Here is a 17,552-nt window from a genome sequence, read left to right on the forward strand (position 1 = left end):
CGATTTGAGTTTGGATTATCGATCTAGGCACTAACAACAGATCTATAGCACTACCAAATTCTCGTCCTCGCCACAATAATATAGGCTCCAATAACTGGGTGCTAGGCTAAAAACGGTGCAGTGAATGAGGTCATTTTCTTCTGATAAGTTTTCTAAACATCGTATTAAGAGTGCGGGCAGGTAATAGCGGTAGCCCTCCGCGCTCAAGTAGCAGAACGATGACCATCTCTCCACAAGAAAGTTTGTGTCAAGATCTATCCAATTTTTTCCTGCAAGTTCCTTTTGAATCTGTTGTTCGCCTATCTCATCGCCTGTAGATGGTCCGATCAAGTCTTCGGGCTTAGGCGTTTCCAAAGTTGAAAACGCCACAAGTACCTCTTGCTCAACCTGGTCAACCATGTTCTCTACTCCACACGTCCACAACTTAGCTGACTTGACCCGACACAACCGAACGCAATAGCCCAACGCTTACGCTCACCAGACACATATTGCCTTTGCTACTTATCTAACCCTGTAGCGCGTTCTGGTTCAGCACTTTCATTAGGCATTCTCAACAATGGCGCTGTTTATTGAGTTTACTAAGGGAGTATCTGGCTCCAGGGGTCATCATCGAACGACAACAGACGGCTGCCATTCACTAGAGCTACTCCTTCTGTCAGATCAACTATGATTTTAGCAATGCCAAAAACAACATCCGCAGTTTCAGGTACGGGATCATAATCCTCGGTGAAATCCCAACAAATTTCAAAGCGTGCATTACTCTGGCGAACTTGTGAAATGACAGACGAAGGAATTTGATCCAATGCTAGGGCATCAGCCATTTCTTTTGCTTCTTCTTGAACATCCGAATGATGTGTATTTAATGAGATTCGTACTGGTGCCCAGTCATAAAGACCAATGGCAAAATATGGAAATTCGCCTCCCTCTACCATCCAAGTGGGATGCTTAGACTGAACTATAGCTATGATTTCCTGACAGCTCATAGACTTAAGTGAGGCGTTGTACACAACATAAACAATGACTTCACTACTCATTGATAATTTTCGATCTGCTGTAGACTATTCCCCAATTATTCCCCAATGTTTAAAGAGCACTCTTATCGCTTCAGCAGATTAAGGTAGCCGGACTATGGATCCTTCTGGCTCACTTCACTCGATCGCAGGTTTTGTTCTTGATCAACATCCATTTGTTCTTAATGCGATCGCACTAAGAACAGATCAACGTACTTCAATAACCTACGTTTATTCGTTAAGAACAAAAGTTTCCATTTATGTTATCGATGGACTAAGGTTTGTTCTTAATGCTCAAACTTTTGTTCTTAATGCTCAAACTTTTGTTCTTAATATTCGAGCTTTTGTTCTTAATGCTCAAACTTTTGTTCTTAACGTTCCAACTTTTGCAATTTTTCCAGTACAACTACTGATCAGACCCGCACATCATTTATTAAACAATGCAAAAAATCTACGGATTCTGCTCTCCCAACATTAACTGCAATTTTGCTAATCAGTTACTGTTGATCAGCGCCAGGGAAGAAAGCAGCATCTAGAATCTGCTCTAGTGTGTAAGGACAGTGGTTAGGAAAGGTGTCATAATCCAAATCCGTTTCACGAACCGCTAAATCTAAGCCTAATTCGTAAGCAATGTCTATTGCTTCAGCAAGATAGGGCTTGAGGCTAGGATTTTCTTGTAACACAAGCTGCGCTCTCCTTCGCTGTTCTCGAATCGTGACAAACTAACTTTTAGAACGACGCTCAGATTGAAATTCCCACTTCAATAGATGCCCTAGCAGAACTCCTAAGCGATTTCGCAATTCCTGCCGTTCTTGTCTGCCTAACGACTCAATTTCCTCCACCAAATTTGGAATGTCGAGACATTCCCATGCGCCTTTGTGTAGCAGTTTGGCTTGCTCTTGTGTCCAAGCATAGAAGTCCGATTCATACAGACCAGCCGTTGCAGTGTCGGCATTGAGTTCTGTTGCCATAGCTGACTCCACTCGATAGTGATATCGTAGCGCCGGAACTACCTATCGAGCGTGTAGGTTTAAGTTAACCTCAAGTATCCACGAAACCTTTGGCACTTGATATTTGCGGTTAATATTTGAGCAATTGATATTTGACCAATGAATTCACGCTATTTTGCAAAACAGCAGCATCTCTCCTGTCACTGATCATGGCAGGAGAGATGCTGGCGCTACAACAATTTGGCTTTATGCGCCTCGTTGAGACTTCCAAGGCCCCCGAATGGCGAACGTGATGCCTGGGGTTTGGATATTGGCAAATAAAGTTTTACCATCCGGCGAGAAACAGGCTCCCGCAAACTCACTATCGTTGATGGCATTTCTTGCCAGACGATAGAGTTGCCCCTCAGAAGTGATGCCTACTAGGAACTGCTCCGCATCGCCATCTTCGCAAATAATCAGATCGCCATGGGGTGCCACAACAATATTGTCAGGACCATCGAGTTCGTCTTTCGATCGCGCCTCAACAAACAGTTCGATCGTCTCCCGCTCAGGAATATAGCGCCAAACTTGACCAGCCCCGTTCGGTCTGCCATTGGAGTCAACAGAGCCACCGTTGGTACAACAGAAGTAAATTTCACCGTTGCCGTACCACATGCCTTCTCCACGAGCAAACTGAGCAGCGCCCTTACTAAACCCTTCTACCCGTACCGTATCGGTTGCGGGGTTTGGATCAGTAATGGTCACCCATTCCACTGGCATTGGTTGACGCTTGGGAACGCCTGAAAAGGTTTTTGCCTGCGGCATACCCTTAATCACTAGCGCTTGCAGAGTGCCGCCTGCACTCAACTGACCGGGCCGAGTTGGGACAAAGCGGTAGATCAAACTATCTCGTTGATCTTCAGTTTCATAAACAATTCCGGTTCTCGGATCAACTGCGATCGCTTCGTGGTTAAACCGTCCCATTGCAACTAATGGCACCGGATCGACAGGAGCGCCTGCGTTGCTCGGAACCTCAAAGTTATAGCCATGAGCCTGCATCACATTGTTCGCGCTGCCCGGTGTATTGGTTGCTGGAGTCGAAGTATTTTCTTCGCAAGTAATCCATGATCCCCAAGGAGTCGGACCTCCTGCACAGTTGCGGTACGTGCCGCTTAGCGACGCATAGTGATTGATCAGCTCACCATTTGGCCCGATCTGTAGTGTGGTTGTCCCTCCTTTGCAAGCAGAATCGTAAGGACGAGGACCCACCACTTGGGTTGCAGAATTTGGACTCAATTCGTGGTTGCGAACCAGAATGACTGTGTTTTGAGGACCGGGGAAAGCTGCCATGCCATCATGACCACCCGGTACGGGAGAACCATCGCTCATGGTCTCGCCTGTTCGTGAAAAAGCGCGGTACTGAAACCCTCTTGGCAAATCTAATAAGCCGTTTGGATCACGTATGAGGTCTCCGTATCCTCCCCCAAATACTGATTGCCCATTTGCTCTTCTTGTATAGAGCGCCTCTAAAGGAGACATCATCAATGTGCTAGCAGCACTTGCTCCTGCTAAGGTGAAAAACTTCCGTCGTGATAGTTGCATCGGCTTTTAGATACATATGTAACCAAAAGGAAGCTTACTGGGCTTGCATGAAGACCAAACTAAGGTTGGTTTAACGTCCTGTAGGGTTAACTTAATGTCTTGTTATAGTTTTCTGGTCGCTGCTGAGGATTAATTTCAACGACTCGTGGCGATCGGCTAATCTGGATCGCTTGCTGCTCCATTTGTGCAAGCCTGTTCGTTTTCTACAAGAGTATTCTTCTAGACAGTGTTTGTAGGTTAAGACAATTGGCGATGTTGCTGTAATTGGACACAAAGCTTTACATCTTGCTTACTCAGCCTTCTCTCGTCAAGCAAACGCGATCGCGGACTGGTATTGACTACTAACCCACAATATTCAAATCGCTGCCACCCTGTAAACGCAGGATAATTATCATCATTAAACAAAAAGTTTCTGCCTAATATCCTCAAAAAGGATATTAGGCAGAAACTTAGAAATCGAATTAAGCTTTCCGCCGATTCGCTACGCCACTCCGAAGGAAACGCTTTACAAAACTCCGCTTGACTAGAAAATACTCTGCGACGAAACAAGCTGGGGCTGAGTAGCAAGATTCAGATCATTCTTGCCAGCAATAGAGATGAGATCTTGAGTCAGCAGTCGAGAAGCTCCCAACACGACATCCGTTCCATTCTCCAAAGCATTGTCCTTGCCATGACGCATCTTAATCTTGGTGTCTGCTCGGAAGATTCCCTCTGTGCCATCGGTAAAATCGACGCTGAAGGCAATCTGACCTGCATCATTGAGTCCGCGCAATTGCACTTGTTGCACGACTGAACCTCCGAGCGACTCTCCTGGCGCAATCACCTGTTCGGTTACAGAACCAACTCGGGCAAAAATTCCCGTTGATGACCCAAGTTGTCCGGGTTGAAACACAATCACACCCGAATTGTTGATCAGGGCGTTGGCAGCGATGCGATCGCTAATTTGAGTAATCGTCCCTTGATCCAGTAGAAACAGTCCTGATTGATTGGCGGTTGAACCCGAAAACAGAATCGACCCGCCATCATTCACCGTGAACGAAACCACATCCAATCGCTGATCCGAAACCCGCACCGGCTCGGTTGCTCCTGGATCAAAGCGATAGATATTATTGGCATCGACTTCTGTTCGGTTTCCAAAGGCATCTCCCGATCGCGCAAAAAACGCTGTGCCTGCATCATTTAAAACCGGAGAAAAAACTTGTTCTTTGAAAGGTAGCAATGGAGACGAACTTGATTGCGCCAAGGTTTTGCCGTCAAACACAATTGATGTATTTTCAATGATGCGTGGCGTCTCTAACCTAGTGTCGAGTTGGGCTAGAGTCTGTCCGCGATCGTTAATTTGCAGATTACTAAACGTATTTGTTTGAGAAAAGCCTGCTCCAATAGATCCCGACGCCTCAAAAACTCGATCAAGGGTTCCATCAGGTTGACTCAGAAACAATCGATCAGAGACGAATCCGCTACCAGGCAAATTAAACTTCCCACCTGCATCAAACAGAACATTACCCGCATCACTCAACGCAAGGCTACCAGCAAAGTTGTAAGTTCCCACGCTGCCAGGTGGAACTTGAGAGGGGAGATCTGTAAAGGAAGTAGAGAGGGTTTGCAAATCGACGACGGTTTTCGTAGTTTTGCCATCACTGGTAAACAGTCCCGTAATTCTCGATGAGTTTTCATTTCCGGCAGCAAACGCAACTAGCCCATTATCGTTAAGGTCAAAATCGCCAAAGTTGGTAAATTGACCGCTTTGCAGATCGGCGATCGTTCTAATTTTTCCACCACTGCTTGTAAAAATGCCTGTGATTTTCGATGCATCGTTGCTCGTAGAGAAGGCAACGAGTCCATCATCGTTTAATAGAACATTATCGAAGTTTGTGAAGCCATCTTTTGAATCAGCAATCTCTTTGAATTTGAACTTAATTTGAGTCGCAGATGGAGAATTAGATTGTGCAAGAACGTCGGTAAATGTCAACATGGTTAATAGAATGAGTAGGATTATAACGCAAGCAAAATAAACCTACAAGCGCACTTACATTAGCCGATTGCGCCTGTATCGAAGCTTTAGGGAACTTATCTTGATAAAAATCTGTAATTAAATATTAGAATAATTGCGTTAACATTACAGACTGAGTTGATGATTGTTTAAATAACTCTCTTCAAATTCTCTTCATATAACCTTTATTTAGACAGCGCAATTAGCTTTACCAAACTGTGAAGAATGTCTGCTAACTATACTTATGTTTTTAACAAAAAACAGTGTTAGTTTTCTTGGTGTTTGTAGCAAATTACAACCGCCGAACTAAGTATAAAAAACTACGTTGTCACTGAACAAATTGCTGATTCTAAAGCCTTGAGTTTGAGCACTTGAATTTATTTTGATTCGCTCTCCTAAAAAATCACTGAGCTTTAAATCACACTTAAATCTCAGCAATCCCTACTAGAAGAATTGAGCCATTAAAATAGTCCTGTGTAATCAACTGTAATCAACTGTAATCAACCCTTCATCCTGCGAATGCTGTACCGCCGCTTTGGACGCACTAATCTTCAAATGCCCGTCTTCTCTTGCGGGGGAATGCGCTATCAATACAAATGGCAAGATGTCCCCGATCGCGACATTCCGCCCGACAATCAAGCCAACCTCGAAGCCACAATTCGTCGAGCCTTTGACTTAGGCATTCATCACATCGAAACGGCTCGCGGCTATGGTTCATCCGAACAGCAGCTTGGCAAAATCCTGCCGAAACTGCCGCGTGAAAATCTGATCGCTCAAACCAAGATTTCACCTAAACCCAATCCCAAAGAATTCTTAGAAAATTTTGAGCGATCGCTTTCTCTTCTCAAACTCGACCACGTTGATCTCCTTGGCATCCACGGCATTAACTTACCCGAGCATCTCGACTGGTGCATTCGTCCGGGTGGTTGTCTCGCTGCCGTCCGCAAACTTCAAGACCAAGGCAAAGTTCGCTTCGTTGGCTTCTCGACTCACGGACCCACCGATGTCATTGTCAAAGCGATCGAGACGAACCAATTCGATTACGTCAATCTGCACTGGTACTACATCAATCAGCAAAACTGGGCAGCCATTGAAGCCGCTAATCAGCGCGATATGGGCGTCTTCATCATCAGCCCCTCGAATAAAGGCGGGAACCTATTTAACCCGCCGCCTCGGTTAGTTGAGCTATGCGATCCGCTCAGTCCGCTTGTGTTTAACGATCTGTTTTGCCTCAGTCATCCGCAAGTGCATACGCTTAGCGTTGGCGCAGCGCGACCCAGCGATTTTGATGAACATTTGAAGATGTTAGACTTGCTGCATCAAGCAGATGAACTCTTACCACCGATTATTGAGCGATTAGAAGACGCCGCGATCGCACGCCTTGGCAAAGACTGGTATCTCAACTGGCAAACCGGACTGCCCAATGTCAATGAAACGCCAGGACGGTTAAACCTTTCAGCGGTGCTGTGGCTTAGAAACCTTGTGATCGCTTATGACCTCGTAGACTATGCCAAGATGCGCTACAACCTTTTAGGACAAGCCGATCATTGGTTTCCTGGCGCACGCATCGATCAAATTGATCCTGACGCCTTGCGTCCTTACCTCATCAACAGTCCCTTTGCCGATCAAATTCCAGATGTGCTACGAGAAACACACGAGCTATTGGGCGGTGAAGCTGTAAAACGATTGTCTCAACAATAAACTGTCTCAACAATAAACGAATAAAAAAGAATAACAAGCAGCATCTGAGATTCAGGGTATTCTCACTTATTTGCTACGTGGTTTTTCGTTACATGGTTAGAAAAATCGGTTACATGCTTTATCCTATTCAAGAAGCGCTTGTCGCCAGCGATCGCGACAAAGTGCTTAACTGATCATCCGCAACGGAAAGCTTCTTGCTAAAGTAAGAAGACTCCGCCCAAGCGGTACTTCTACTGCCCTCATTTCTTGTGATTGCGATCTACCCCGGAAGCTTTGACCCGATTACCTTTGGTCACCTCGACATTATCAAACGAGGGGCACATTTTTGCGATCGCGTCATTGTTGCCGTGCTTCGCAATCCCAACAAAACACCGCTTTTCACCGTTGAAGAACGGCTTGCTCAAATTCGATTAACCACCCGACACCTACCCAATGTAGAAGTAGACAGCTTTGAAGGGCTGACCGTCACCTATGCTCAGAGACAGGGCGCAACGGCTCTCCTGCGTGGACTCCGAGCCGTCTCAGACTTTGAGATGGAATTACAGATGGCGCACACCAATAAAACGCTGTCAACTCAACTAGAGACTGTCTTCTTAGCTACCTCTAATGAGTATAGTTTTCTCAGTAGTAGTGTGGTCAAAGAGATTGCCCGCTTTGGAGGTCCCATAGACCACCTGGTTCCTAAACACGTTGCCGAAAGTATATACCGATGCTACGCCAAGACTCATCCAGTATCAGCCCTGACGGAACCCACACCAGCGGAAACCGAGCCACCCACCCGGATGCTGCACGAGTAGGCAGTGTAGACATTCAACGGGAACTCAATCGGATGGAGGAACTGATTCTCGACAGTCCGAGAATTCCGCTATCGCGCCGCACAATGGTCGATGAAGAACAAATCCTCGACCAGCTTGATCTGATTCGGCTGAGTCTTCCCGAAGCCTTTCACGAGGCAGAAGAAATTGTGCGGCAAAAAGACGCGATTCTCGACCAGGCAGAACAGTATGCCCAAGAACTGATTGAAGCCGCAGAGCATCGGGCGGCTCAAATCATGAACGAATCGGGCATTCTGCGCCAAGCGGAACTGGAAGCGCAGCAGATTCGGCAGCAGGTGCAGCACGAATGCGACGAGGTGCAACAGCAAACGATCGCAGAAATCGAGCGGACGCGACGACAGGCGCAGCAAGACCTCGAAGAGATGCGGCGAATTTCGATTGAGGAAAGCGAAGAGATTCAGGCAGGAGCCGATCGCTATGCCGATCGCGTGCTGCGAGATATGGAAGCTCAGATGGGCGAAATGCTACGAATTGTTCGTAACGGACGGCAACAGCTGCAAATCAACCAACCACAAGCTCAAGCCAAACCGCAAGTTCAGGTACAAGTGCCACGACCGAAAGAAGGTAATCCTAACGTAGGACGACCTGCACCCAAAGCAGGCGAACGTAAGAATTAAGCCGTTTCTTCAAAGCTTCGCTCTAATCGCACTATTGGGAATGGATGAGGGATGAAGAATACCTAGATATTCTTCATCCCTTATTTTTCTGTTTGTTCCTCTCTCTTTGGAGGCGAATGATTTAACCCATGAATCTGCCTTTTTAGCAATGGCTTTTTATAAATAGTTACATACTCTAGGCGTAATGCCATCTTTTGAAGATGAAGCATGAAATAACGTCTTGAACCGTAGGTGACACGCTCATGGACAGTAACCCTTCTTCAGCCGCCGCATTTTCAGCGTTGCTCAAGCAGGGCATCTGGATTCTTTGCATTCCAGCTTGGCTCTTTGGCACGATCGAACGAGGCGCAACTGCCATGTCCGATCATGTCCTCTCGACCTCCGATGTGATTCAAATTCTAACTGCCGCTTTTTTTCTTGCGAGCTGGCTGTTACTTAAACCGAATAGACATCGCATTGTCATAAAGCCATAGATTGTCATAAAGCCACAGTTGTAAAGCAATAGTGGTTTCTGTAGGCGTTACTACTCTTTGTAATTTAGGAGCTACAGCAATGAAAGGACAAATGTGTTGGTTAGCAGGTTTCGGCAGTGCAACTAAGATTCTTCACGTGCGAGACGCTGCCCATCAGCCCTGGAAACCCTATACTTCATCGGTACACCGAGTTCCCGATCTCCAGATTCCCCGCGCGTCTAAGGGATGGACAACCTATCAAAAGCTTTATCGGGCAGGCTGGACGCTCGTTCCTACAGCCGAAGCCTACTCTACGACGATTATTCAAACTTCTGAACCAAGTGCGGTTTCAGTCTAACGTTGCGCTGACTAGAGGAGAGGTAAATCGAGGCAACGATTAGCGTAAAGTGCAACTACGAAGCGATCGCAGCGATCGTCAAGCACAAACCACTTTGCTATTCAGTATGGAAAATTTTAGCGAAAAGTTGTAAGCGTCGTTGCTTCGCATCAGAGCTAAAATAAGTACCTATGGATAACAGCGAAGTCATTACTCTCCTCTCTCGTCGAGAAATCGAAAAAATGCGCCGAGCCGGACAGCTTGCAGCGCAGTTATTGCAGCATCTTGAACCCTTGGTTAAACCTGGCGTGAGTACCCTCGAACTGAATGACGAGGCAGAACGTTGGACTCAGGCACATGGTGCGAAGAGTGCGCCTCTGGGTTACGGTGGCGACAAGCATCGACCGGCTTTTCCAAAGTCAATTTGCACCAGCGTGAATGAAGTGGTGTGTCATGGCATTCCCAACGCCAAGCAACTGCTCAAAGATGGTGACATTGTTAATATCGATGTCACGCTGATTGTGGATGGCTATCACGGTGACACGTCAAGAATGTATTGGGTTGGAGAACCCTCTGCAACGGCCCGTCGCCTCGTCGAAGTTACCGAAAAATGTCGCCAACTTGGAATTGAGCAAGTCAAACCAGGTGCAAGGCTGGGTGACATTGGCGCAGCGATCCAAGACTACGCAGAATCACAGGGATTTTCTGTGGTTCGCGATTTTGTTGGACATGGCATCAGCAACATTTTTCACACAGCCCCGCAAGTCGCACACTACGGCTCATATGGCACAGGCAAGAAACTCCGCGCTGGAATGGTGTTTACAATCGAGCCAATGATCAATGAGGGTATCTATGAAGTAGAAGTCCTCAAAGACAAATGGACGGCAGTGACGAAAGATCGGTCGCTTTCAGCTCAGTGTGAGCACACGATCGCTGTGACAGACTCCGGTTATGAAATTCTCACGTTACCGTAAATGGTGGCGTCACAGCAGGTAGGGGAGCCGAAGCTGTTTCTGTACTTGGCTTGGGAAAGCTGTGTTTCGGATAGCTATAGTGCAAGAAGCGCGATCGCAACCCAAGACGAAACTCAGCGCTCAAGTATTTCGCTTGAAATGATCGCCACTGCTCCCACGCCTGGCCTCGGCTGTGATCAAGCTGATTCCAGAGAACAGGACATGCGTTTTGCGGCGCATCGTCTAGTCGAGATTCGAGATAGTCATTAAGAATTACACTGTCTTGAATCTCACCAAGTGCATCCTGGATTGATTTGAATTCTTCAACTTGGGCGCGATAATTCTCGTCGTAGAAATCAGCAAACAGCTCCGTCTGATAGCGGACTTGCTTCATTTTTTTCCGCAGGTCATGCAAAGTATGCCCTTTCTGCTTCAGAAGCGCTCGAATGTCGTCTCCGCCAAGGAAGTCTAAGGAAATTTGTCCTGCATCGGTATGCGTACCAAATAGCCACGCGGGATGGAGCAACACGCTACTAATGAGCGGCAGCAAAAGATCGGGTAAGCCGTGCTGAATGGGTAGTTGGGCGACCTCTTGATATTTAGGTGCTTCTAACCAGTCTTCAAATCCTGTTTTGAATTTTTCGTATTTGTTGGAATGCAGCGTTTTTTGAAGAGTTTCAAGCTTCTGCGATCGCTCCTCTTTCACCTGCTTGAGAATGTGATCGCGGGTTTTTCGTTCTGATTTAGAAATTTTGGCATCAGTGTGTAAGGTTGCGCCCAAAATATCTAGATCTCTTACATCACCCAGCACCCGAGCAAATTTGCGAATGCGTTGCACGCTCGTTGGCTTAGGTAGCGAAACGGCAAAATCGAATACTTGCAACGCTGTCCGTAGCCGACGCAAGCCTACTCGCATTTGGTGCAGCGATTCTGGATTGTGATCTTTCAAGACATCCGACTCGTGCTTGATAGATTTTTGGTAGTGTTTCTGAATTGCTTCGTAAGCAACGTCGCTTAGCGTTGTTTGTTTTACTGGCAATTTTGTAAGTTGTTTTTTCATAGCCAATCGAGCATAGCGCTCTGATGCAGTTATTTTTTAACTTGCGTCGATTACTGCATTGTAATTGGTACCATTACGAGTCCATCTAACGATTGGCGTATTCATTACAATCGCAAGTGTGACTCGACACTGATCGTATTTTTTATCCGCTGCTAAATTGTGCCTTTGAATAGTCCTTGAGGACGAACTAACAGCACCAAAACCATGATCAGCAGTGCAACACCTTGTTTGTACTCTGGACGCAAAACATAGGTACTCAATTCTTGAGCAATGCCGATCGTCAGCGCCCCCGCGATCGCACCATAAGGATTGCCAATTCCACCCAAAATCACAGACGCAAACAGCGGCAAGATTAAAAACCATCCCATGTTCGGGCGTACCGCTTCGACTAAGCCCAACATACTGCCTCCTAAAGCGGTGAACGTTCCAGCGATCACCCATGTCCAGATCACAACTCGATCGACATTAATTCCAGTCACACGGGCGAGATCCAAATCATCCGCAACGGCTCGCATTGCTTTGCCAATCTTGGTGTTTTGCAACAGATAATGCAACGCCGCGATCGCCGCGATCGCCATGCCAATCACCAGTAGTTTGTAGAACGGAATTAATAACCCCGCGAACGAGATAGCCGGGGTGACGGGAAGATTGTAGCGTTGATTGCCGCCGCCCCAAAAGAAAATGATACCGTTCCGAAGAAAGAGCGCTAAGCCGATTGAAATAATAATCAGAGTTGTAGAATTAGCGCGTTTTGCTCGCATTGGCGACCACAATAGCTTCTCGCCCAGTAACGTTGCCCCTACCGTGGCAATCGCAGATCCCACCATTGCCAGCCAAATGTTCAGCCCAGACGCATTCAGCAGCAGGGTAAAATAGGCTCCCAGGGTCATAAAATCGCCGTGAGCAAAGTTGGAGAGGCGTAAAATGCCGTAGGTTAACGTCAGCCCTACCGCAGACAGGGCAATGATACTTCCAACCGAAATTCCGTTAATAATTAGCTGAGCGATTTGAGTGAAATCCATTCAGGCATCCATACATCTATCGCTCTGATTGTGCATGAATTGGAGAAGTTTGGGAAGAGATGAGGCAGCGAATTGAAGTTTAAAAATAAAAAAGCAGTCCCTACCCGGTTTGGACTGCCCTTGTGTTAGACGATGAGCTTCTCAATCTGCATATATCATGCACCAGCAGACCAAGAAGCCACATCTCCCTAGAGAAAGATGCCGTTAGTAATTCTGTAAATTGCTCTTGTGAGCGCAATTCGGTACTAGTGTCATTTTAGACTAGTTCTTCTAACTCGATGACTCGTCTTTTAACTCTCCTTGGCGGTTGTGGGCGGCGAGTGCGATCGCACAGGGATAAACCACGTGTTCCTGTATATGAATGCGGTTTTGTAGCGTTTCGGCTGTATCGCTAGGTAGAACTGGAACCGCCGCTTGCATAATAATTTCGCCACTATCGACTTCTGGAACCACAAGATGAACGGTGCATCCTGTAATCTTGACGCCTGCGGCTAATGCTTGTTCCACAGCCCGGTTGCCCTTAAAGCTAGGGAGTAAGCTGGGATGAATATTGAGAACTCGACCCGGAAAAGCATTGAGCAACACGGGTGTCACAATTCTCATCCATCCTGCCATCACTAGCCATTCGATATTGTGATGCTTCAGCGTTTTGACGATCGCGCGATCCAACTCTTCGCGGCTCTCAAAGTCCCGATGATTGAGCAACACGGCAGGCACATTAAATCGTTTGGCTCGCTCCACGACTTTCGCCTCTGGATTGTTGTAGATGACCACTTGAATTTGAGCGTTGAGGCGGCGATCGCGGATCGCTTGAGCGATCGCTTCAAAGTTACTGCCGCTCCCTGACGCCATCACTCCTAATCTCACAGGAGGGTCGAGTTGAGGAATGGACGACAGGACAGGCGAGCATAAGCTATTAGCTAGATCAGACGAATTCATGTAGAACCGATGCCCGATATGAACTGAACTACAATAACCCTAATCCAACTCAATCTTTTATACGGTTCATGGGTTCCGATTCTAAGACGCCATCGGATAGGCGGCTCTCGCAGCTATTAGACAGCGACGCGATCGCAGCTTGGCTATTTCTATCGCCTGCACTCCTTCTACTAGGCGTGTTCGTGCTGTATCCGATCGCTTATCTCTGCTACCTCAGCTTCACGACAGGCAGTTTCACTCGCGAAGGCACCCATTGGATCGGACTGCGAAACTATTGGCGACTGTTTCTTAGTCCCGACTTTTGGCAAGTGCTGGGCAACACGGTTTACTTTACGATCGCAACCGTCCTTCCCAGCTTGGTGATCCCGCTAGCGTTAGCTGTGATATTGGATCGCGCGATTGCCCTGCGGGGATTGCTCCGCGCCGCTTACTTTATTCCGTCCATTACCTCTCTCGTGGCGGTCGGATTAGGATTTCGGTGGTTATTTCAAACGGATGGACCTGTCAACGCCGGACTAAGCGCGATCGGGATTGCGCCGATTGCTTGGCTTCAAGATACGGCTTGGGCCATGCCAGTTCTAATTCTGCTCAGCATCTGGAAGCAGCTTGGGTTCAACCTAATTGTCTTCTTAGCAGGACTGCAAACCATTCCTCTCAACCGCTACGAAGCGGCTGAACTGGACGGCGCGATCGCATGGCAAAAATTTTGGTACATTACCCTGCCTGGATTGCGTCCAACGCTGATCTTCGCAGCAGTCACAACTGCAATTTTTACGCTGCGGAGTTTCGAGCAAGTTTACGTGATCACAGGCGGCGGGCCGCTTAACTCAACGAATTTGATGGTGTACTACATCTACGAGCAAGCCTTTGCTCAATTTGACTTTGGGTATGCGGCAGCCGCAGCAACCCTTTTACTGATCGCTGCGATCGCCCTGGTTTACGGTCAACTCAAAGCTACAGAAGAAAACGAGTAGCTTGCGTCAATGAATTATCACAGACAGCCGACTACTCGTTATTCCTTAAATTGCTTCAGGGAACGTCCGTCTAAATTCGTCAATCAAGTCATCCATTTCTTCTAGCGCTTGATTGACATCAATGCGTAATGTTCCTAAATCGGGTTGCTCCAACAGACGGAGCAATGACTCTCGCTTGCCTTCAATCAATCGAATCCGCTCTTTGATCATCTCTGCATCCATAGCCTCTTCCTCAACAAACGTCTAGAACTTAAAGTATTTCCAATTATTAAGCTCTATCTAATTCTAAACAGATGTGAGGAACGTATCAGCCGCAACGAAATTTTAAGCTTAAACCGCTCTCTGCGTTTTCTCTTCACAGAAGAGAAAGAATTCACACAAAAAGTTTACGCCGAGCGTAACCAGAAGTCCGGGATGCGGGTAGATTAAGGTGTACTCAATCAATGATGTCTCAATCTATTATCGCTTTATGGGGAAAAAAAGTCACCGCCCGTTTTTGTTAATGGTGGTTTTGTGCAGTAGTGCAGGCGTTGTGTTAGGCGGAACGTCCAGTTGGGCCGAAAGTAATCAGTGTTTAGAGCAGAAAGTTGTCACGAATCAGTGTCTCGTTCAAAATCCCGTGTCCAAGACCTTTGAAGGAATGGCAACAGGATTGTTAGCCGGGATGGGCGCAGCAGTGGGAGTTACGTGGTCTCATAAGCGCAGTAAGTAAAACTTAAAAAAGAGGGTAAAGATAATCTTTACCCTCTTTTTTTGGCGATTGTCAGATGCGATCGCTCGACCCTAGATATTGGCCCAATCGTGTCCCTACCCTAAAACTCATACGAGCGATCGCTCAGCCAAAGCCGAAGTGGAACCGCATTGCCCTGAGCATCTACTTTGATTTCAACAACTGCCGATTGTTTGCGCTGACTCTCTTGAATGGCTCTATTCACTTCATCGCGCCGAGTTTCAGGCAAATAATAAGTGCTGAGTCCATAATCGACTTGCCCGTATTGCACTCGTCCTTTCAGCGCCACTTGATTAGAAGGTAGAGAGGTTGGGCGATCTTGGCTTACTCCTACGGGCTTCCAAGCGATCGGACGCCCTGGTTTCTGTTCAGGCAGTTGCAGTATCACGTAGAGGACTGTGTTTTCCTTCAACGAATTCCTCGCTTCTAGGGGAAGCGTTTTCCAGCCAGGCAGCTTTCTCAACGTGTCTAGAGTAGAAATGTCATAGCCTAGGGTCTGTGAGTAGCCCCGTAGCAAATCGTAGGGATCCACAGGGACAGTTTGCAAGACGACCGTTTTTCCGGTGAGGTGAGTGTAGACAGCTTGAGCTGGAATCGCCGCAATGAGAGCCGTCTGCACAAGTAGCGGAACCCAAAATCGCCAAGAGCGAAGCGGTTGGAGAGACATAGAACGTTAGGGATGAGGGATGAGGGATGAACAAGAATTGCTTGGTAGAGAACTAGAGGGAAAAAGAGAATTGGAGGGAAGTGGCAACTGGCGGTTTAGTCTTCGGTACTGCTAGATCAGGTAGTTAGAGTCCGGACATATCGCTCGAACCAGAGACCTGCCAAGATTACGCCGACACCGCAGAGAACGAACACCAAGGCTTTGAGCAGCAAGCCAGTGTCATATTCCAACAACCGACTGAAGATTTGCAGAATGAGGAGAACGATGCCAAACCAAAAGGCGGGTCTATCTGCAATTCCGATGCTGGTTCGGACAACCCCGATCGCAAGCACAGCTAGTAATGCGTTAAAGACAAATGGTGCAACGACTGGGAGCGGCTGAAGCTGAATGTCCCAAAAAATGATTAAAGCCGTTAGTGCGATGAAGAGAAGAATCGTACTGGTGCTGGGGCTGAAATAGAATCGACCGGAACGAGTTCTGGCAAATTTTAATAGGTAGAGCCATTGCGCGATCGCAACCCCTGCGAGAATCACAACACTGGGTAGCGATCGCCATTCGGTATTTGTTCCTAGAGAAGTACCCCAGCCGGAATCATTCCAGAGCCAGCCAAATGACAGCCAGAAAAAAGCGCCACCCAAATAAACCACAGCACATCGACGAGCAATAGGTTGAAACAGCCGAGCGGAGGATGCTGAGGAGAGGGAACGCCGCCGAATCGAGTCCCACAGCGTATCGTCGTAGCTCCACAGCAGAGCGGCGGGAAGCACCGCGATCGCTGCCGAGAAAAGTCCTGATCGAGTTGAGAGATTAAAGGGAGTGCTGATTAAAGCCGAGACGAGTGCGATCGCGCTCAACGTGAATAACACCTTTGAGCGACACCAGTAGGCCAACGGCAGAAACAGCACGCTGACGACGAGCGGCATCTGCTGCACCATGAGGCTCAACAGCGAGCTATCTTCACCTCTCCACAACCCGCTCTGCAAATAGCCCGTCCAGCTATACCAGTAGCCAATGCCAATCAGCAAAATTGCCAACATTCCCAAAGAGGTCAGCCGTAAACCGTATGCCATGACAAGGACGCCGATTCCCCACGTCAGGAATAACCCGTAGGGAGAGCCGCCAATATGAAACATCTGCGCCATCAGCGCTATGTTCGCTCCTAAACTCAGTGCCCCTAGCAGCAACAGGGCCTGGCCCAAACGAGACTGCCACACATCGCCTGGCTGTCTCCAAAGCGCAAATCCAGCGAAATTGACCCCGACAAACACGCTAAACAGAAGCGCCACTCTAGCTAGACGAGGAATGTCTTGCCAGTTTGCCGCGACAAACGTAATTACACCTAGACCAATGAGGACACTCCCCAATCCAAGCAGAATGAGGGTGAAACGGTTTTTGGCTTGCGTATCGAGTTGATCAAACTGATAGCGATCGCGCAATTGCTGAAATTGCGTACTGTTGATCAATCCGTCCGTTTGCCACTGTTGCGCTTCTTGACGAAGCTCATGTCGAAATTTTTCGGAGGACATAAAAACTTACTCCCTAATTAATGAGGAGCTTAATGAAGCGAAACCGCAAGATTACGGAAATCAACTCTAACTTCTCATAACTGTTTTGAAGTGAGGCTAAGAGTATGCCACCTATACGATTGGTAGAACGACAGTTTTAATTTCTAAGTAACGATTAGCAAAATCCGTGTACAATTAAGCACCAATCATCACAAGATGTTAAGC

Annotated in this window: 19 protein-coding genes and 1 pseudogene; 9 read left to right on the forward strand and 11 right to left on the reverse strand. The window is 47.4% G+C overall.

What is annotated here, in order from left to right:
• Positions 1-42: 42 nt before the first annotated feature.
• Both AC5JLB_RS28025 and AC5JLB_RS28030 read right to left on the reverse strand, forming a co-directional pair.
• Positions 43-399 (reverse strand): DUF6714 family protein, encoded by a 357-nt coding sequence (locus AC5JLB_RS28025; RefSeq protein ID WP_495877124.1) that lies wholly within the window; start codon positions 397-399, stop codon positions 43-45.
• Between the two features lie 179 nt (positions 400-578).
• On the reverse strand, positions 579-1,034 hold the full coding sequence (locus tag AC5JLB_RS28030) for a hypothetical protein (RefSeq protein WP_495877125.1): 456 nt from the start codon (positions 1,032-1,034) through the stop codon (positions 579-581).
• A gap of 94 nt (positions 1,035-1,128) precedes the next feature.
• Between AC5JLB_RS28030 and AC5JLB_RS28035 the strand changes: the two genes are divergently transcribed.
• Positions 1,129-1,488: a hypothetical protein gene (locus tag AC5JLB_RS28035; protein ID WP_495877126.1), complete on the forward strand. Its 360-nt coding sequence runs from the start codon at positions 1,129-1,131 to the stop codon at positions 1,486-1,488.
• A gap of 19 nt (positions 1,489-1,507) precedes the next feature.
• Here the strand turns inward: AC5JLB_RS28035 and AC5JLB_RS28040 are convergent.
• From AC5JLB_RS28040 to AC5JLB_RS28050, 3 genes and pseudogenes are all read right to left on the reverse strand, one after another.
• Positions 1,508-1,981 (reverse strand): annotated as a pseudogene (locus AC5JLB_RS28040) (DUF29 domain-containing protein).
• 225 nt (positions 1,982-2,206) lie between these two features.
• Positions 2,207-3,541 (reverse strand): alkaline phosphatase PhoX, encoded by a 1,335-nt coding sequence (locus AC5JLB_RS28045; protein ID WP_495877127.1) that lies wholly within the window; start codon positions 3,539-3,541, stop codon positions 2,207-2,209.
• Positions 3,542-4,064: 523 nt separating this feature from the next.
• Positions 4,065-5,516 (reverse strand): DUF7453 family protein, encoded by a 1,452-nt coding sequence (locus AC5JLB_RS28050; protein ID WP_495877128.1) that lies wholly within the window; start codon positions 5,514-5,516, stop codon positions 4,065-4,067.
• 537 nt (positions 5,517-6,053) lie between these two features.
• On the opposite strand from AC5JLB_RS28050, the gene AC5JLB_RS28055 reads away from it, so the two are divergent.
• The 6 genes from AC5JLB_RS28055 to map all read left to right on the forward strand — a co-directional run bounded on the left by AC5JLB_RS28055 (position 6,054) and on the right by map (position 10,451).
• A complete protein-coding gene (locus AC5JLB_RS28055; protein WP_495877129.1) occupies positions 6,054-7,235 on the forward strand; it encodes an aldo/keto reductase in 1,182 nt (393 codons plus the stop codon).
• Between the two features lie 248 nt (positions 7,236-7,483).
• Positions 7,484-8,032 carry a pantetheine-phosphate adenylyltransferase gene (gene coaD / locus AC5JLB_RS28060; protein ID WP_495877130.1) on the forward strand — a complete coding sequence of 183 codons (549 nt, stop codon included), beginning with the start codon at positions 7,484-7,486 and terminating at the stop codon, positions 8,030-8,032.
• Positions 7,945-8,688 carry a F0F1 ATP synthase subunit B gene (locus tag AC5JLB_RS28065; RefSeq protein WP_495877131.1) on the forward strand — a complete coding sequence of 248 codons (744 nt, stop codon included), beginning with the start codon at positions 7,945-7,947 and terminating at the stop codon, positions 8,686-8,688. Before coaD ends, AC5JLB_RS28065 begins: the two co-directional genes overlap by 88 nt.
• 242 nt (positions 8,689-8,930) lie before the next feature.
• Positions 8,931-9,161 carry a hypothetical protein gene (locus AC5JLB_RS28070; RefSeq protein ID WP_495877132.1) on the forward strand — a complete coding sequence of 77 codons (231 nt, stop codon included), beginning with the start codon at positions 8,931-8,933 and terminating at the stop codon, positions 9,159-9,161.
• Positions 9,162-9,240: 79 nt separating this feature from the next.
• Positions 9,241-9,498 carry a hypothetical protein gene (locus AC5JLB_RS28075; protein WP_495877133.1) on the forward strand — a complete coding sequence of 86 codons (258 nt, stop codon included), beginning with the start codon at positions 9,241-9,243 and terminating at the stop codon, positions 9,496-9,498.
• A 170-nt stretch (positions 9,499-9,668) separates the two neighbouring features.
• Positions 9,669-10,451 carry a type I methionyl aminopeptidase gene (gene map, locus AC5JLB_RS28080; protein ID WP_495877134.1) on the forward strand — a complete coding sequence of 261 codons (783 nt, stop codon included), beginning with the start codon at positions 9,669-9,671 and terminating at the stop codon, positions 10,449-10,451.
• Here map and AC5JLB_RS28085 read toward each other — a convergent pair.
• From AC5JLB_RS28085 to purN, 3 genes are all read right to left on the reverse strand, one after another.
• Entirely contained in the window at positions 10,438-11,490 is a 1,053-nt protein-coding gene (locus AC5JLB_RS28085) for a CHAD domain-containing protein (RefSeq protein ID WP_495877135.1), read from the reverse strand. The genes map and AC5JLB_RS28085 overlap by 14 nt on opposite strands.
• 152 nt (positions 11,491-11,642) lie before the next feature.
• Positions 11,643-12,512, reverse strand: a complete 870-nt coding sequence (locus AC5JLB_RS28090) for a branched-chain amino acid ABC transporter permease (RefSeq protein ID WP_495877136.1) — start codon at positions 12,510-12,512, stop codon at positions 11,643-11,645.
• A gap of 270 nt (positions 12,513-12,782) precedes the next feature.
• Positions 12,783-13,451 (reverse strand): phosphoribosylglycinamide formyltransferase, encoded by a 669-nt coding sequence (purN, locus tag AC5JLB_RS28095; protein WP_495877137.1) that lies wholly within the window; start codon positions 13,449-13,451, stop codon positions 12,783-12,785.
• Positions 13,452-13,519: 68 nt separating this feature from the next.
• Between purN and AC5JLB_RS28100 the strand changes: the two genes are divergently transcribed.
• Positions 13,520-14,425, forward strand: coding sequence for a carbohydrate ABC transporter permease (locus tag AC5JLB_RS28100; protein ID WP_495877138.1), 906 nt, complete (start codon positions 13,520-13,522; stop codon positions 14,423-14,425).
• A gap of 45 nt (positions 14,426-14,470) precedes the next feature.
• Here the strand turns inward: AC5JLB_RS28100 and AC5JLB_RS28105 are convergent, their stop codons facing one another.
• Positions 14,471-14,647 (reverse strand): hypothetical protein, encoded by a 177-nt coding sequence (locus AC5JLB_RS28105; RefSeq protein ID WP_495697186.1) that lies wholly within the window; start codon positions 14,645-14,647, stop codon positions 14,471-14,473.
• A gap of 247 nt (positions 14,648-14,894) precedes the next feature.
• On the opposite strand from AC5JLB_RS28105, the gene AC5JLB_RS28110 reads away from it, so the two are divergent.
• Positions 14,895-15,137: a hypothetical protein gene (locus tag AC5JLB_RS28110; RefSeq protein WP_495877139.1), complete on the forward strand. Its 243-nt coding sequence runs from the start codon at positions 14,895-14,897 to the stop codon at positions 15,135-15,137.
• 100 nt (positions 15,138-15,237) lie between these two features.
• Here the strand turns inward: AC5JLB_RS28110 and AC5JLB_RS28115 are convergent, their stop codons facing one another.
• The gene (locus AC5JLB_RS28115) at positions 15,238-15,822 is read right to left on the reverse strand and encodes a GDYXXLXY domain-containing protein (protein ID WP_495877140.1); all 585 of its coding nucleotides are present in this window, start codon (positions 15,820-15,822) and stop codon (positions 15,238-15,240) included.
• A gap of 116 nt (positions 15,823-15,938) precedes the next feature.
• Entirely contained in the window at positions 15,939-17,348 is a 1,410-nt protein-coding gene (locus tag AC5JLB_RS28120) for a DUF2157 domain-containing protein (protein ID WP_495877141.1), read from the reverse strand.
• Positions 17,349-17,552 lie beyond the last annotated feature (204 nt).

This window comes from Myxacorys chilensis, from assembly GCF_059505265.1.

Bases quoted from the DNA above. Each gene is read 5' to 3' on its own strand.
- AC5JLB_RS28065 (WP_495877131.1), top strand. From the start codon at position 7,945: ATGCTACGCCAAGACTCATCCAGTATCAGCCCTGACGGAACCCACACC.
- AC5JLB_RS28035 (WP_495877126.1), top strand. From the start codon at position 1,129: ATGGATCCTTCTGGCTCACTTCACTCGATCGCAGGTTTTGTTCTTGAT.
- AC5JLB_RS28120 (WP_495877141.1), bottom strand. From the start codon at position 17,348: ATGTCCTCCGAAAAATTTCGACATGAGCTTCGTCAAGAAGCGCAACAG.
- AC5JLB_RS28075 (WP_495877133.1), top strand. From the start codon at position 9,241: ATGAAAGGACAAATGTGTTGGTTAGCAGGTTTCGGCAGTGCAACTAAG.
- AC5JLB_RS28090 (WP_495877136.1), bottom strand. From the start codon at position 12,512: ATGGATTTCACTCAAATCGCTCAGCTAATTATTAACGGAATTTCGGTT.
- purN (WP_495877137.1), bottom strand. From the start codon at position 13,451: ATGAATTCGTCTGATCTAGCTAATAGCTTATGCTCGCCTGTCCTGTCG.
- AC5JLB_RS28070 (WP_495877132.1), top strand. From the start codon at position 8,931: ATGGACAGTAACCCTTCTTCAGCCGCCGCATTTTCAGCGTTGCTCAAG.
- AC5JLB_RS28025 (WP_495877124.1), bottom strand. From the start codon at position 399: ATGGTTGACCAGGTTGAGCAAGAGGTACTTGTGGCGTTTTCAACTTTG.
- AC5JLB_RS28050 (WP_495877128.1), bottom strand. From the start codon at position 5,516: ATGTTGACATTTACCGACGTTCTTGCACAATCTAATTCTCCATCTGCG.
- map (WP_495877134.1), top strand. From the start codon at position 9,669: ATGGATAACAGCGAAGTCATTACTCTCCTCTCTCGTCGAGAAATCGAA.
- AC5JLB_RS28105 (WP_495697186.1), bottom strand. From the start codon at position 14,647: ATGGATGCAGAGATGATCAAAGAGCGGATTCGATTGATTGAAGGCAAG.
- AC5JLB_RS28085 (WP_495877135.1), bottom strand. From the start codon at position 11,490: ATGAAAAAACAACTTACAAAATTGCCAGTAAAACAAACAACGCTAAGC.
- AC5JLB_RS28110 (WP_495877139.1), top strand. From the start codon at position 14,895: ATGGGGAAAAAAAGTCACCGCCCGTTTTTGTTAATGGTGGTTTTGTGC.
- AC5JLB_RS28100 (WP_495877138.1), top strand. From the start codon at position 13,520: ATGGGTTCCGATTCTAAGACGCCATCGGATAGGCGGCTCTCGCAGCTA.
- AC5JLB_RS28030 (WP_495877125.1), bottom strand. From the start codon at position 1,034: ATGAGTAGTGAAGTCATTGTTTATGTTGTGTACAACGCCTCACTTAAG.
- AC5JLB_RS28115 (WP_495877140.1), bottom strand. From the start codon at position 15,822: ATGTCTCTCCAACCGCTTCGCTCTTGGCGATTTTGGGTTCCGCTACTT.
- AC5JLB_RS28055 (WP_495877129.1), top strand. From the start codon at position 6,054: ATGCTGTACCGCCGCTTTGGACGCACTAATCTTCAAATGCCCGTCTTC.
- AC5JLB_RS28045 (WP_495877127.1), bottom strand. From the start codon at position 3,541: ATGCAACTATCACGACGGAAGTTTTTCACCTTAGCAGGAGCAAGTGCT.